The organism is Ruegeria sp. SCP11, assembly GCF_040329455.1.
GTDB classification, from domain to species: domain Bacteria; phylum Pseudomonadota; class Alphaproteobacteria; order Rhodobacterales; family Rhodobacteraceae; genus Ruegeria; species Ruegeria atlantica_E.
On record NZ_JBDZYG010000027.1, the window covers coordinates 12080 to 27003 of the forward strand.

Genomic DNA, 14924 nt, shown 5'->3' on the forward strand with positions numbered 1-14924 from the left:
TGCTTGGCGGGTGACGTCTGCCCCTTACTGTCAACAAAACAAACTGAAAAGCCGCTAAGTTGGAACTTCCCAAAGGAACCCGCCAGCGCTTGGCGTGCAAATCAGCAGAGTGAACGGAACGGGCGGCTTCGCGCTGCTAATGGACAACGCTCAACCTGCATTGTCTGCCAGAGACCGCCAAAGACGCGTTGGAGGGCCACAAAGTCAAGTTGAACAACGACGGCAAGGCTGGACGGTAGCTTTCCACGCTACAACTGCGCGTAAAATTAAATTGGGCAAGGTCCTTTTCCCAGAAATCGAATAGATCGATATATGATTCCAAGAGAGAGGCGGCGCAAAAGCCATTCATCGTCTTGGCATCGTTCCCAAACACGTTGTGGCATTCGGATTAGACCAAGTTTTTCAGGCCACAAGGAAAGCAAAAACAATGCTCGGGGTTTAGATTTTTTTTTTGATGTATTTCGGCGACTTTTCGTCGACACCGATCGCATTGTTGGTTGGTCGCAGGCCACTGTCTTCACATACTAGCACTAGGCAAACAGCATTAATTTCGGAGTAAGCTGATAGGCTTACCAAACTCTCGGCTGAATGAGCGCCCGAGGGCTGATGCGCAAGAGAACCCACAACGCAAGGCTATCTGCTCCGTACTCAGCCGGGTTTCCTGCGCTAGGTACCGGGCATGTTGCAGTCGATAGAGCTTGTAGTACTTCCCAGGTGTCATGCCGAGTTCATCGGCGAAGGCTCGGCACAGGGTTCGTTCGGATGTTGAAACACGTTCGGCCAGTTCATAGGTGGTCAGAGGGTGTTCGACATTTTCTGCGATGATGTTAAGCGCCTTAAGCAGCTTGGGTGATCCACGATCGTTCAGCCGTGCAGCGCCACGATGCTGGTCTTTCTGGCGCGCAGGATCAAAGATAAACATACTTGAGGCATCAAATGCAGCAGCCGGGCCAAATGTATCCTGTATGAGTTCGAGGATCATCTCCAACGCTGTGCTTGCACCTCCACAGGTCATGAAAGATCCCGAGCTAACGTAGCGAGCATTAGAAGTATCTACGTTGGGAAAGGCCTCTTCAAACGCGTCCAGTTCCTGCCAGTGAATGGTTGCGCTGTGGCCGTCCAAAACCCCGGCCTCAGCAAGAAGCCAAGAGGCAGTATCCAAAGCCAGCACCCTCCGGGCGTTGCGGGATGCTTGGCGGATCATAGAAACCAGTTCTTTAGTGATCTGCTCACGAATGCTGTATCCCGCCACTATTACTAGCGTGCCTCGGGTCTTATCCGGCTCGAACCGTCTATCCGGCGAGAATTTCAACCTGCTGGAACTGGCGACTGTCTCACCGTTCAGGGTCGTGACCTCCCACTCCAGCCCCGCGAACATCGAACGCATTTTGACGTCGCGCAAGGGTTCAAGCGCACTGGCCAGAACCATGTTTGAAAACCCGTCCAGCAACAGAAATTCGAACTTTTCATGTGAATTTGACGACAAAAGTATTCCTCCTGACGAATAATGTATCGAGACGGCAAAAGTTTTGAAAGTAGCTTCGCGCAAATTCGTCATCCGACGACTCTCAACGACTGCCAAGCGGAGGCCTGTTTCGCCATGCTGGATTCTGACCTTCTATGGACACCCAGTGTCGAACAAATCTCGGAGACTCGGCTTGCCGCGTTTCGGAACATTGCAGAAATTCAGGCTGGGAAGGCATTCGACACCCACGCTGACCTGCACCGTTGGTCGGTCGATCAAGCGGATGCATTCTGGCGGCTGGCTTGGGAATTCTGCGGCTTGGTCGGCGACGCCGGAGACACAACACTGATCCCGGATGAAGACCCCCTGAATGTCAGGTTCTTCCCGAACGCTCGGCTGAACGTTGTCGAAAGCTTTCTGAAAAACCCCAACGACCGGGACGCCATTATCTTCTACGGCGAAGATGGTCGCCGCCTACGGTGGAGCCGCGCCGAGTTGAGGCAGGAGGTCGAATGTCTGGCCGCGGCATTGAAGGACGCCGGTATTGTCGCGGGCGATCACGTTGTGGGATATGTCCCGAACATGCCTCAGACCGTGGCGGCCATGCTGGCCACGGCGTCGCTGGGCGCAGTCTGGTCCTCATGCGCGCCGGAAAGCGGGCCGGACGTGGTTGTGGATCGGTTCGGTCAGATTGCACCCAAGCTGATGTTCGCCGCAGACGGCTATTTCTACAATGGCAAGGTTTTTGACACGCGCGAGGCCATCGCCACTGTCGCATCCCGCATACCGTCGATCGAACAGGTCATCGTCTGGCCATACGCGCAAGACGGGTCCGATCTGCCTAAGGGCATGACCTCGTATGACGCGTTCAAAACCGCCGAGGCGCCGGTGCTGGATTACCGCCCGATGGGGTTCCGCGATCCGCTTTACGTGATGTTCTCGTCCGGCACGACCGGCAAGCCGAAATGTATCGAGCATTCGGGCGGCGGCACCTTGCTGCGTATGCTGATCGAGCAACAGCTGCACTGCGATCTGCGCGCCGGTGACCGGATGTTCTATTACACTACTTGCAACTGGATGATGTGGAACTGGCAGGTTGCCGCTCTAGCATCCGAGGCCGCAATCATACTGTTTGACGGCAACCCGGCCTATCCGGGCATCACCCGCCTTTTCGATCTGGTCGAAGCGGAACAGGTCACCCATTTCGGAATCTCAGCGAAGTTCATTGATGCCGCGCTCAAGCGCGGTGTTCGACCGGTCGACAGCCACTCTCTCTCCTCCTTACGAGTGGTTTTGTCGACCGGCTCTCCCCTATCTCCTGATGGGTTTGATTACGTGTACCGCGATTGGAAAGCAGAGGTGCAGTTGGCGTCGATCTGTGGCGGCACGGACATTCTGGGCTGCTTTATTGGCGGCTGCCCGACAATGCCGGTTCACAAGGGTGAAATTCAGGCTCCGATGTTGGGGCTGGACGTGGCCACGCTGGATACCGACGGCAACCCGGTAGTTGGCGCCGCCGGAGAGCTGGTGTGCCGCAATGCGCATCCATCGATGCCGACCCGTTTCCTTAATGACCCGGAGCAGGCACGGTATCGCTCCAGCTATTTCGAGACCTACCCGAATATCTGGCGTCAGGGCGACTTCACCATTCAGACGGATCATGGCGGCTATGTCGTTCTTGGCCGGTCGGACGCGACGCTGAACCCCGGCGGCATCCGGATCGGCACGGCCGAGATTTACCGACAACTGGACAAGATCGAACAGGTCGAGGACTCGGTCGTTGTTGGCCAGAACATCAACAACGATGTGCGCGTCGTTCTGTTCGTGACCACCCCCGAGAATGTGACGCTGAATTGCGAGCTGGTCTCGCGGATCAAAACCGAGATCCGCACCAACGCCTCGCCGCGGCACGTCCCGGCAAAAATCATCAAAGTCGCGGATATCCCCCGCACGAAATCCGGCAAAACCGCCGAACTGGCCGTGCGGGATGCCGTCAACAACCAACCCATCCGTGACCTGACCGGCCTGATCAATCCCGGCGCGCTGGCACAGTTCACCGACCACCCTGACCTTAAATGCTGATCGAAGGATACTCATCATGCCTCTCGCAATGAATCGTGAAGTTTTCATCACCTGCGCTGTGACCGGTTCGGGCGGTACGCAGGACAAATCTCCGCACGTGCCTCGCTCGCCCGAGCAGATCGCGAACTCGGCGATCGACGCGGCCAAGGCGGGTGCTGCCGTCGTTCACTGCCACGTGCGTGACCCTGAAACCGGCGCGCCGTCGCGTGATCTGGGCCTGTATCGCGAGCTGACCGACCGTGTCCGCGATGCCGAGGTAGATGTGGTTCTGAACCTGACCGCCGGTATGGGCGGTGACATCGTGTTCGGCTCGACCGAAAGCCCGTTTCCCGTCAACGAAGCTGCGACCGACATGATCGGCGCGACCGAACGGATGGCCCATATCGCAGAATGTCTGCCGGAAATCTGCACCCTGGACTGCGGCACCATGAACTTTGCCGAGGCCGACTATGTGATGACCAACACCCCCGGCATGCTGCGGGCAATGGGTCAGATGATGAACGATCTGGGCGTGAAGCCGGAAATCGAAGCCTTTGACACCGGCCATCTGTGGTTTGCCAAGCAACTGGTGAATGAAGGCATTCTGGAACCCAATGCGCTGGTCCAGTTGTGCATGGGTGTACCGTGGGGTGCTCCGAACGATATCAACACCTTCATGGCAATGGTCAACAACGTGCCGTCCGACTGGACATGGTCGGCCTTCTCGCTGGGCCGCGATCAGATGCCTTATGCGGCACAGTCAGTTCTGGCAGGCGGCAACGTCCGGGTCGGTCTGGAAGACAACCTGTTCCTTGACAAAGGTGTTCTGGCCACCAACGCCCAACTGGTCGAGCGCGCCGTGACCGTGATCGAAAACATGGGCGCCAAGATCATCGGCCCCGACGCCGTGCGTGAAAAGCTGGGCCTGACCAAGCGGGCACCTGTTTCCAAAGGCGTTGCAGCATGAGCGTGCCACAAAAAGCAACCATCGTTGGTGGCGGCGTGATTGGTGGGGGCTGGGTCGCCCGGTTCCTGCTGAACGGATGGAACGTATCGGTTTTTGACCCCGATCCCGAAGCTGAACGCAAGATCGGCGAAGTGCTGGCAAACGCCCGCCGCGCCCTGCCTGCGCTCTATGACAAGGCGATGCCCGCCGAGGGTACTCTGACTTTCCATGACGATATGGGAGAGGCTCTGACCGGTGCCTCGTGGGTTCAGGAAAGCGTTCCCGAGCGTCTGAACCTCAAGCACAAGATCCACGCGCAGATCGACGAACTATCGCCTGCCGACGCGGTGATCGGCTCTTCGACCTCGGGGTTCAAACCGTCCGAGCTGAACGAACAAGGAGGCCGTGTAGTCGTCGCACATCCTTTCAACCCGGTTTACCTGCTGCCGCTGGTCGAACTGGTTGGTGAAGCTGAGACCTGCGCCAAGGCGTCCGACATTCTGCGGTCGATCGGGATGTACCCGCTGACCGTGCGCAAAGAGATCGACGCCCATATCGCCGACCGCCTTCTGGAAGCGGTTTGGCGCGAAGGCCTGTGGCTGATCAAGGACGGCATTTGCACGACTGAAGAGCTGGATGAGTCTATCCGCATGGGCTTTGGCCTGCGGTGGGCGCAGATGGGTCTGTTCGAGACCTACCGGATCGCCGGCGGCGAAGCTGGCATGAAGCACTTCATGGCGCAGTTCGGCCCGGCCTTGCAGTGGCCCTGGACCAAGCTGATGGATGTGCCCGAGTTTACCGACGAACTGGTCGATCTGATCGCGGGACAGTCGGACGCTCAATCCGGCCATATGTCGATCCGCGAACTGGAACGTCTGCGCGACGACAACCTGATCGGCATGATGCGCGCGCTGAAGAAAACCGGTAGCGGCGCGGGTGGCGTTCTAAACGCCCATGAAGCCACCATGCCCGAACCTTCGGTTGAGGATTTGCCCGTCACCGTGGACCGCACCATCCCGCAAAGCTGGACGGACTATAACGGCCACATGAACGAGGCCCACTACCTTGAAGCCTCGGCCCAAGCGACCGACCGCTTCATGGAGATGATCGGCGCGGATGCAGACTATGTCGCCGCGGGCAACAGCTATTTCACTGTCGAAAACCACATGCAGTTCCTGGCCGAACTTCACGCGGGCGATCGGCTTAAGGTCACCAGTCATATTCTGCGTGGCGATGGCAAAAAGATGCAACTGTTCCACCGTCTCTATGGTGAAAACGATCAGCTTGCGGCGACGGTTGAAACCTTGCTGATCCACATGGACTTGAATGCACGCAAAACGTCGCTGCCGTCCGAGGCCGTGGCCACAAAACTCGTTGCCTATGCTCAGGATCATGCCCGTCTGCCTGCACCCAAAGGTGTTGGCCGCTACGTCGGTCAAAAGGACGAAATCTAAAATGCTCACCACCGTTCTCTTCCGTGCACCTGTGCCGGTGTGAGCATTCACTGGCGGGTCGAGCCGTGCAGGTTTCGACCCGCCATTTTTTGGAAGGACACAAACAAAGAACGTCCAATTTCTCAGTAAGGGAGGAAAAACATGTCAGATGACAACCACAATTCCCACTTGGTGGCCAAGAGCGGTTTCTTTACCGGCCTCCACCCGGGAATGAGCATAGCGGCCAAAGGTATGATCGCCGCTTTCGTGATCTTCACGGTCATGAATGTTGAATTCGCCGGAGGGCTCTACAAATCCATCCGCAGCTGGATCGAAAACGGCTTAAGTTTCTACTACATCACGCTGTTCTCTATCGGGCTGTTTGTATGCCTTTGGCTGATGTTCTCAAAACACGGCAAGGTTCGTTTGGGCGACGATGATTCACGCCCCGAGTTTAGCAACTTCAGCTGGTTTTCGATGCTGTTCTCGGCTGGGATCGGGATCGGCATCCTGTTCTTCGGCGTGGCAGAACCCATCTTCTATTTCGACAACACGGAAGTCTGGGGGTACCCAAACAACCCGCACGCTGACCTGCGAGGCAACACGGAAATGGACATGCAGCGCGCGGTTGACGCAATGCGTGTTACTTTCTTCCACTGGGGCTTTCACGGTTGGGCATTCTACGTTCTTGTTGGCCTGAGCCTAGCGTATTTTGGGTTCCGCAAGAAACTGCCTTTGACCCTACGCTCGGCGCTGTACCCCCTAATCGGAGAACGGATTTATGGCCCCTGGGGTCACGCAGTCGACCTGTTGGCCGTGTTCGGCACCGTTTTTGGCGTCGCGACTTCGCTGGGTCTGGGTGTCAGCCAGATGGCGGCTGGTCTGAACCACCTGTTCGGCATCGACCCGGGTATCGGCACCAAGCTGGTTCTGATCGCGGTGGTTTCGGTCATTGCGACTGCATCAGCTGTGTCGGGCGTCGGTAAAGGCATCCGCATCTTGTCGGAATGGAATATCTGGCTGTCGGTTGTTTTGCTGTTCGGCTTTGTTCTGTTTGGCCCCTTCCAGTGGCTGATGGGCTTTTTCGTGACATCCCTTGGGGACTACATCTGGAACTTTGTTCCAATGGGGTTCTGGACAGCGACTGAAGCCAGCGAAATCTCGTGGCAGGGTGGCTGGACGATCTTTTACTGGGGCTGGTGGATTTCGTGGTCGCCTTTTGTGGGTGTGTTCATTGCGCGTATCTCGCGCGGGCGCACCATTCGAGAGTTCATGATCGGTGTGATGTTCGTTCCAACCACCATCGCGTTCTTCTGGCTCTGCATGTTCGGCGGCAACGCGATCTGGCAGGAACTGCACATGGGTGCAGGCCCGGGTGCCGTCGATGGCGCCGGCATCATTCAGACCGTTCGTGACTGGGACTTGCCAAACGCACTGTATGGCACCATCGACAATATCGGAAAATCCAGCTGGCTGGGTGAGATCAACTGGTTCAGTTGGCCCATGTCGCTGCTGGCGACATTCCTGTTGTTCTCATGGTTTATCACCTCATCGGACTCGGGCACCTTGGTGATCACCACCATGTTGTCGATGGGCGACGATAATCCACCGAAGAAATTCCGCATCATCTGGGGCCTCGGTGAGGGTGTCGTTGCCGCTGCTCTGCTTCTTGCAGGCGGTTTGGGCGCGCTACAAACGGCCTCCATCGCTGCAGCTTTCCCGATATCTTTCGTGCTGATCGCAATGATCTGGGGATTGTTGAAATCCTTGAACGAAGATTCTTCGGCTGCTCCGATTTCGCAGGCTCCCGTAGCATCCGACGGCACCCGGATAAAACAAGACCTACGAGCTTAGAGGTAGGTTTCAAAGATGGGCACCACCGAGAAAGCTATTCTTTCGGTGGTGTCACAAGTTCCTTCGGTGAGCAGGGTTTAAGAATCCCCACGCCACGACCCGGATCAAACTACCTTTTTGAATTGAACCAAATGCGTCACCGACAGCTAATTGTGTCAATCTGTGGTGTCAAAATCACCTTGAAGAACCGTTTAGGGTCGATCGGTTTCGCATCCGACAAGAGTTCAGAGCGGTGCAGAACATGGAGCTGCGATGCTACCGCTAAGCGGAAAATACGCGTCTGAGACTGTCACAGAGAGTAGCTTCCGAACCTGTTGACACTCATGTGTTGCGCTCCAGCCAAATACGGTTTCTGCTGCAAGAAAACCGCTCTTCAGGAGGTCGCAATGCCCCAATCATCCGCCACCAATCGTCGTATTGTTCTAGCTGAACGCCCAAATGGACAACCCGACGAGAATACGTTGCGCCTTGAAACCACAAGCGTTCCTGAGCCTGGTCCAGACGAGATGCTGGTACGCACGGTGTATCTGTCGCTGGATCCTTACATGCGCGGGCGAATGAATGATGCCAAATCTTATGCCGAACCCGTTCCGATTGGCGGAGTTATGACAGCTCAGGTCGTTGGACAGGTGGTAAAATCCAACATCGAGGCGTACGAGGTCGGAGACTTTGTGCTGAACTTAAGCGGTTGGCAGGACTTCGCTGTCTCTGACGGAACACAGGTCGTCAACTTGGGAAAATCCCCGGACAACCCGTCTTGGGCGCTCGGCATACTAGGAATGCCCGGCTACACGGCATACGCCGGTCTTCTTAAAATCGGGGAACCCAAGGCTGGTGAAACAGTTGTTGTGGCTGCGGCAGCCGGTCCGGTTGGCGCAACTGTCGGTCAAATCGCAAAGTTAAAAGGATGTCGTGTGGTCGGCATCGCAGGCGGCTCGGAAAAATGCACACATGTTGTCGAAAACCTCGGGTTTGATGTGTGTCTGGATCACCGGTCTGACGATCTGGCAGCGCAATTGCGTGATGCCTGCCCAGACGGAATTGATGTCTATTTCGAAAACGTTGGCGGCAAAGTTCTTTATGCTGTGTTACCGCTCTTGAACCCGTTCGCACGGGTGCCCGTCTGTGGGATTGTATCCTGGTACAACCTGCCCGGCTTGCCCGACGGCCCGGATATGGGCCCTGCGATCATGGGCACGATTTTGCGGATGAAAGTCAAAATGCAGGGTTTCATAATCTTCGACACCTTCGGACCCGAGGTGTACCAGGAGTTTGTCCGAGACATGACGTCCTGGCTCGAAAACGGTTCAATCAACTACAAGGAACATATGGTTGAGGGGCTGGAAAATGCTCCTGAAGCCTTCAACCAACTTCTGGCTGGCGGAAACTTTGGGAAAATGGTGGTGAAAGTTGGTTAACCGATCAGGCGGCGAAGTATCGTAAGTGCTTGCACCACTGACGATGCGGTCGCCGGTGAAGTAACGACGACCACATAAATCACTGGGTCGTCTTTCAGCGGGCCGGCGGCCTAACTATCTAATGCTGTGATCTGAATCCGATCCAGCATGTGCTTGTGCGGCGGTGCAATGTGGCAAAGTCAGTTCAATCGACCATAGAACGTCATACGGGCGTTCTCTGACAGTGCCACGCCGGGCTCAGCATTATAGGCCAGTACAGCGAGCATTCGTGTTATGTCACTTTCATTCGGGGAAACCCGGTGTATGGAGTTCCGACCGCGAAACAGCACCAGCGTCCCCGGGTCCATGCTCAGCACCTGTGGCTTCATTTCACTGTCCAAGACAGCCCTGACACCGTCGTAATTCATGTCGCCCGTGCCCGCGTCCCGCAAGTCCTTTACATATTCGAAACGGCCGCCGGCGTCGGGTTTTTGGATCAGTAGCGTGATGGCGAACGAAGAGTTGTCGAAATGCCAGCCGAGTTCCTGCCCCCGGGTTGCATAGTGAATATTGATTGAGGACAGCGGGTCGGCATAGGGGTGCAGTTCGGTCTCGCCCGTAGCCTGCTTAATGAAGCTGCGAAAGGACGGGGCGTTGTATAGAATACGCAGCGGTGATGTTGGCGAAACCACGTCGTCGCAGACGCATCCCTTGGACGACTGTACTCGTCGATTGGCCGGATGCGATGCGTCAAATGCAGGATCCGTCGGCGTTAGATAGACCGAATGGCTCTGCGTGCAGAAATACGCCTGGTCCTGCCTGGCCTTGGCTTCAGCTTGCATAGAGGAAAGCGCCTCGGGGCGGATGAAATCCTCCAACACCAGCGCTCCGAATTCATCCAGAGATGCTCTTGCCTTTGCACCGAAGTTTTCGCTTCCCAGTGGAAAACGTTCAAAGTCGACGATGTCTGCTATTTCCATGCTGCTAGCCTATACTAGAGAAGCTTTGAATAGGCCGATTAAACCTTTTCTTTTGGAATGCGGAAAGCTGCTTTTTTCGGTCTGACTCAATTTCAAACGAGCGAAGTAAATGCCTGCGAAACTCGTCACCGGTTTTGAAGTATTTGAATAGCGACAATTTATTCATGGGGCGCGACTATGAATGCCCCCTGCCCGCCTCAAGACGGGCTCCCCTGGCAAGACCCTCCAATTCTTGGTGGTTGCGACGAGCCAGAACCCACTCTGGTCAAGTCCACCTAAACAGTTCCACTGGCACTGACGTCAAACATTTCGACAGTACCATACGTTATCCGATCTTGTTCTTTTGCAAATGCGGTGTAGTCCCAAAATGGGCGCGGTACACCCGCGCGAAATGGCCAGGGCTTTCGAACCCGCAGGCAAACGCAACTTCTGTAACCGAGGATTCTGTTTGCAATAGCAGCTTACGCGCTCGGTCCAGTCGCATCTCCATCGAGTATTTCTTGGGGGACGCATTCAGGTACTTTCCAAACAAACGTTCCAGCTGGCGCGTCGATATCCCGATTTCCATCGCTATTTTGGACGGTGAAACCGGTGCTTCAATCGACTTTTCCATTATCTGGATCGCTCTGGCCAAATGGGCGTTTCGCATCCCATTCCGAGACTGGATCGAAACACGCTGTTCTGCGGTGGCATTGCGAACGGCGTTATAGACCATCTGATCGGACACAGCGACGGCAAGATCATGGCCGTGGTCCTGTTCGATAAGATGAAGCATCAGGTCCGCTGTGGCCGTGCCGCCGGATGCAGTTATGAATTTGCCTTCGACGGTAAACACGCTGCGCACCAGATTGACCTCCGGAAAGGCCTCCATGAAGCTGTCGTGGTATTCCCAATGAATTGCCGCTTCGGAACCGTCCAGAAAACCCGCCTCTGCCAATAGCCAAGCTCCGGAACACAGCGCTCCGATCGGAGTGCCCCGGGCACGCTCACGCCTGAGTGCAGACAATAGTGAACGCGACGCATGTGCCTGCATGTTTATGCCTGACAGAACGAACAACCGGTCAGATTTGGGAATCCCCGAAATACCGCCGTCCACCACCGTTTTAATCCCATTGGAACAGGTTACGGTTTCCCCGTCTTCCGACAGAATTGACCACTTGTACAGCTTTTCACCCCGTACAAGGTTCGCAATACGAAGAGGTTCAATCGCGCAGGAAAACGCCAGGTGTGAGAACTCTTCGATGAGCAGAAAGACAAAGTGCTGCGGGTTGGACATGGTGGCCTTAGTGTCAAAAGCAAAAACTGCGCGGGACAAACCGCGCAGTCTCAATTGCAGTGTTATTCCCTAGAGGTTATTGCGCGGCGCTGCGAGCGGCATCCAGCCAGCTGTCATAGGCAGCCTGATTTGCCGCGATCCACTCGTCGACATGACGGTCGATGTCATCCGAGCTATCCTCGCCGTCCGCGATTTTTTTGTTCTGCGCCGAAATATCATTGATGTCGATTTTGGCTACTTCGAACAGCTTTGCCGCAGCAGGGTTCGCTGCCAGGAAGTCGTCGGTCGCAACAACTCGGATGCTGTCGACGGCAAAACCCAGGTCCTTGCCGTCAAAAGTGGTCTCGGCGGTCGCGCCATCAGGCAGTGACGAGTACGGCACGGCGAGGAATTCGACGTTTTCACCCGGGATCAGAACGCCCGACACCCAATACGGAGTCCATGTGTAGTACAGCACGTTTTCACCACTTTCGCTGCGCGCAATCGTGTCAGCGATAATCGCGTTATACTCACCCTGGTTGTGGTTTACCGTGTCGCGCAACCCGAACTCGTCAAGCTGATGCTCAATCACACGCTCGCATCCCCAACCGGGTACACAGCCTGCGAGATCGGCTTTACCATCACCATCAGCATCGAACAGTGCAGCTTTTTCAGGGTCGGCCAGGTCTCCAATATTTTGCACACCCGCATCATAGGCAGATTTGTTGATCAGATATCCCTGCAACGCTCCGTCGATCAGGGTGCCAACTTTTTCCAGGACCTCGTCACCGCCGGACTCCTGGAAGAACGTGTCATGCAGACCATTCCAGTGAACAGCGGTGAAATCCGCGTCGCCGGTTCCGAGGGCCAGGTGCAGCGTCTGCGCCTGAACCTCTTCAGGCTCGGCCACCTCGTAACCCAGATCGATGAGGGCTTTGAACAGGATGCGGTGCTGGAACAGCTCTTCCGTGATCGGCTGGAGAATGGGGCGGACAGTTACTCCTTCGCCCGGCAGGTGACCGTCCGCAAACGCGGCCGCGCTCAGGATAGTTGTGGCGGCAAACGCGGCCAGAGTGGATTTGACGAACATTTAGGTTCCTCCCAGTAGATTAGTTCGTTTTCTGTGGTTCAGGGGTTTCTTCGGGTTGAGGCTTGTTGAGCAGGCGCAATACGGCGCCGACGGGGCCGCCTTCGTACCAATGGCGATGGCCGCGCTCGCGGCCTGACTGACCCATTCCTTGCGTGATCCGGTCCAGTACAATTGCAAGGATTACGATGCCCAGACCGCCAACCAGAGCCTTGCCGGCATCCAGTCTTCCCATGGCGCGCAGCACTTCGTTACCTAGCCCTTTGACTGAAATCATCGAAGCGATCACAACCATCGACAACGACAGCATGATGGTCTGGTTAACGCCTGCCAGAATGGTCGGCGTTGCCAATGGCAGTTCAACCTTGAACAGAACCTGTCGCGGGTTCGCGCCAAAAGCCCGGGCAGCTTCGACAACCGAAGGGTTTACGCCTCGGATACCAAGCGAGGTAAGGCGGATTAGCGGCGGCAGCGCAAAGATGATTGTCACCACCACACCTGACACGTTGCCGATACCGATCAACATGACTACCGGCACCAGATACACAAAGGCCGGGATTGTCTGCATCGTATCCAGAATGGGGCGAATGGCCGCTTCGAAGCGGTCGTTCTTGCCAGCAAGAATACCCAAGGGCAAACCTATGAAGAAACACAGGATCACCGCCGAGACGACGATGGCCAGCGTGGTCATCGCCAGGCCCCATGCGTTGGGCGACAGAAATCCCAGAACGGTCATCGAAATTGCAACGAGTATTGCCGTGCGGCGCCCTGCCGCCTGCCAGGCAATCAGTGTGATGATAATCAGCATGATCAGCGGCGGGACCGCGTTCAACGCCGTATCGATACTGACGATCAACTCGTTGAAGACGTTTTTGATCGGTTGAATGATACCCCTGTTGGCGATGGCCCAACCTTTGACGCCGTCCGCGCTTTCGGCGATGCCAAGATCCACCGAAGAGAAGGGATCGAGGATATTGAATGCTGTCTCTGACATGGTGCCCTCTCAGTGTTTCATTGCCGCTGGATCGTCGATGTCGCCCTGAATCCCGCGCAGCAGAGCATTCTTGGTGACGATCCCAACCGGTTTGCCATCAGCCTTGACCACAACCGGGTGTTGAGTGGAAATGGACAGGTTGACGAGATCATCGAGTGAGTGGTCTGGATGGGCTTCGGGCCAGGCTTCGGGGTTAAACGGGCCCCGGCGCTGCTCAAAGGCTTCCAAAGGTTCCATAATTTTGCCGGCCGAAATCAGTTCGAGCTTGGAAATTCCGGCTACGAAGTCGGCCACGTAGTCGTCGACCGGATTGGTTACGATATCCTCGGGCGTACCAACCTGTACCAGCGCACCGTCCTTCATGATGGCGATGCGATCCCCGATACGGATCGCTTCGTCCAGATCGTGCGTGATGAACAGGGTGGTTTTCTTCATTTCGGCTGACAGGGACATAAACTTGTCCTGCAACTGGCGGCGGATCAGCGGGTCGAGAGCCGAGAATGGTTCGTCCATCAACAGAATCGAGGGATCGGCTGCGATCGCCCGAGCCAGACCAACGCGCTGCTGCATCCCACCAGAGAGTTCGTCAGGGTATTTCTGATCCCAGCCGTTCAGGTCCACGGCGTCAATCGCGCGCATCGCGTTTTCTCGGCGCTCTTTCGGATCGTGGCCACGAACTTCCTGACTGAAGGAAACGTTATCCAGCACTGTACGATGGGGCATCAGCGCCATGTTCTGGAACACCATGCCGATTTTCTCTGCCCTCACCTCGCGCAGATCCCGAGCGGACAGTTTATTGACGTCTTGTCCCTCGATGAACAATTGGCCCGATGTGGGTTCGATCAGCCGGTTCACATGTCGAATCAGGGTAGATTTTCCCGACCCCGACAGACCCATAATGCAAAAGATTTCGCCACGCCCGACAGTAAAGGTTGCGTCCTGCACCCCGACGACACAGTCGAAACGGTCTCGAACTTCCAGCTTGCCAAGCCCCTGTTCCTGAACCGCTTTCATCGCCTCATCTGCGCGGCGGCCAAAAATCTTCCACAAGTTGCGGCAATCAATCACGGCCTCTTCCGATTGTGTCGTCACCCGACTCTCTCCTCCGAAAACATTTCCTGCATACTGCATATTTTTTCTCTGTACACAATTTGTATTTTTTTCTAATACGATTTGAATGAAAAGGTTGCCGAACTTGGGAAGCAGCGCCATCTTGGTCCGACCAGTTCAAAAGCAACGATGGAGATTGGAATGAAGGACGCGTCCAAGCGCAAAAAGACAGAGCTTTTTGGCTACCTTAAAACGGCCATCATGACGCTTGCGCTGCGTCCAGGTGCGGACCTCGACGAATCGAAGCTTTCCGAAGAGTTTGATCTTTCTCGGACGCCATTGCGTGAGGTTTTGCGTCAATTGGCAGGTCAGGGCTATGTTGATCTGCGGGAAAATCGTGGT

12 protein-coding genes are annotated in these 14924 nt (G+C 55.8%); 6 read left to right on the top strand and 6 right to left on the bottom strand.

Going from position 1 to position 14924, the window contains the following annotated elements; translation table 11 throughout:
* Positions 1 to 544: 544 nt before the first annotated feature.
* A complete protein-coding gene (locus ABLN94_RS23905; RefSeq protein WP_352997122.1) occupies positions 545 to 1486 on the bottom strand; it encodes a GlxA family transcriptional regulator in 942 nt (313 codons plus the stop codon).
* A gap of 114 nt (positions 1487 to 1600) precedes the next feature.
* On the opposite strand from ABLN94_RS23905, the gene ABLN94_RS23910 reads away from it, so the two are divergent.
* The 5 genes from ABLN94_RS23910 to ABLN94_RS23930 all read left to right on the top strand — a co-directional run bounded on the left by ABLN94_RS23910 (position 1601) and on the right by ABLN94_RS23930 (position 9177).
* Positions 1601 to 3547, top strand: a complete 1947-nt coding sequence (locus ABLN94_RS23910; protein ID WP_352997124.1) for an acetoacetate--CoA ligase — start codon at positions 1601 to 1603, stop codon at positions 3545 to 3547.
* Positions 3548 to 3563: 16 nt separating this feature from the next.
* Positions 3564 to 4493, top strand: a complete 930-nt coding sequence (locus tag ABLN94_RS23915; RefSeq protein ID WP_352997126.1) for a 3-keto-5-aminohexanoate cleavage protein — start codon at positions 3564 to 3566, stop codon at positions 4491 to 4493.
* On the top strand, positions 4490 to 5926 hold the full coding sequence (locus ABLN94_RS23920; RefSeq protein ID WP_352997128.1) for a carnitine 3-dehydrogenase: 1437 nt from the start codon (positions 4490 to 4492) through the stop codon (positions 5924 to 5926). The genes ABLN94_RS23915 and ABLN94_RS23920 overlap by 4 nt, the downstream gene beginning before the upstream one ends.
* Positions 5927 to 6067: 141 nt before the next feature.
* A complete protein-coding gene (locus ABLN94_RS23925) occupies positions 6068 to 7759 on the top strand; it encodes a BCCT family transporter (RefSeq protein ID WP_352997130.1) in 1692 nt (563 codons plus the stop codon).
* A 386-nt stretch (positions 7760 to 8145) separates the two neighbouring features.
* A complete protein-coding gene (locus tag ABLN94_RS23930; protein ID WP_352997132.1) occupies positions 8146 to 9177 on the top strand; it encodes an NADP-dependent oxidoreductase in 1032 nt (343 codons plus the stop codon).
* A gap of 179 nt (positions 9178 to 9356) precedes the next feature.
* On the opposite strand, the gene ABLN94_RS23935 is transcribed toward ABLN94_RS23930, so the two are convergent.
* The 5 genes from ABLN94_RS23935 to ABLN94_RS23955 all read right to left on the bottom strand — a co-directional run bounded on the left by ABLN94_RS23935 (position 9357) and on the right by ABLN94_RS23955 (position 14564).
* Complete coding sequence (locus ABLN94_RS23935) at positions 9357 to 10136, bottom strand: HalD/BesD family halogenase (protein ID WP_352997134.1); 780 nt, start codon at positions 10134 to 10136, stop codon at positions 9357 to 9359.
* A gap of 325 nt (positions 10137 to 10461) precedes the next feature.
* Entirely contained in the window at positions 10462 to 11412 is a 951-nt protein-coding gene (locus ABLN94_RS23940) for a GlxA family transcriptional regulator (protein ID WP_352997135.1), read from the bottom strand.
* Between the two features lie 76 nt (positions 11413 to 11488).
* Positions 11489 to 12481, bottom strand: coding sequence for a glycine betaine/L-proline ABC transporter substrate-binding protein ProX (proX, locus tag ABLN94_RS23945; RefSeq protein WP_352997137.1), 993 nt, complete (start codon positions 12479 to 12481; stop codon positions 11489 to 11491).
* Between the two features lie 19 nt (positions 12482 to 12500).
* Positions 12501 to 13472, bottom strand: coding sequence for an ABC transporter permease (locus ABLN94_RS23950; RefSeq protein WP_352997138.1), 972 nt, complete (start codon positions 13470 to 13472; stop codon positions 12501 to 12503).
* Between the two features lie 9 nt (positions 13473 to 13481).
* Positions 13482 to 14564 carry a quaternary amine ABC transporter ATP-binding protein gene (locus ABLN94_RS23955; protein ID WP_352997140.1) on the bottom strand — a complete coding sequence of 361 codons (1083 nt, stop codon included), beginning with the start codon at positions 14562 to 14564 and terminating at the stop codon, positions 13482 to 13484.
* Positions 14565 to 14723: 159 nt separating this feature from the next.
* Between ABLN94_RS23955 and ABLN94_RS23960 the strand changes: the two genes are divergently transcribed.
* Positions 14724 to 14924: GntR family transcriptional regulator (locus tag ABLN94_RS23960; RefSeq protein WP_352997142.1), on the top strand; the 201-nt coding region annotated here is incomplete at its 3' end.

Coding starts and splice junctions, on each gene's coding strand:
- ABLN94_RS23915 (WP_352997126.1), top strand. CDS start 3,564: ATGCCTCTCGCAATGAATCGTGAAGTTTTCATCACCTGCGCTGTGACC.
- ABLN94_RS23950 (WP_352997138.1), bottom strand. CDS start 13,472: ATGTCAGAGACAGCATTCAATATCCTCGATCCCTTCTCTTCGGTGGAT.
- ABLN94_RS23935 (WP_352997134.1), bottom strand. CDS start 10,136: ATGGAAATAGCAGACATCGTCGACTTTGAACGTTTTCCACTGGGAAGC.
- ABLN94_RS23925 (WP_352997130.1), top strand. CDS start 6,068: ATGTCAGATGACAACCACAATTCCCACTTGGTGGCCAAGAGCGGTTTC.
- ABLN94_RS23940 (WP_352997135.1), bottom strand. CDS start 11,412: ATGTCCAACCCGCAGCACTTTGTCTTTCTGCTCATCGAAGAGTTCTCA.
- ABLN94_RS23930 (WP_352997132.1), top strand. CDS start 8,146: ATGCCCCAATCATCCGCCACCAATCGTCGTATTGTTCTAGCTGAACGC.
- ABLN94_RS23920 (WP_352997128.1), top strand. CDS start 4,490: ATGAGCGTGCCACAAAAAGCAACCATCGTTGGTGGCGGCGTGATTGGT.
- ABLN94_RS23910 (WP_352997124.1), top strand. CDS start 1,601: ATGCTGGATTCTGACCTTCTATGGACACCCAGTGTCGAACAAATCTCG.
- proX (WP_352997137.1), bottom strand. CDS start 12,481: ATGTTCGTCAAATCCACTCTGGCCGCGTTTGCCGCCACAACTATCCTG.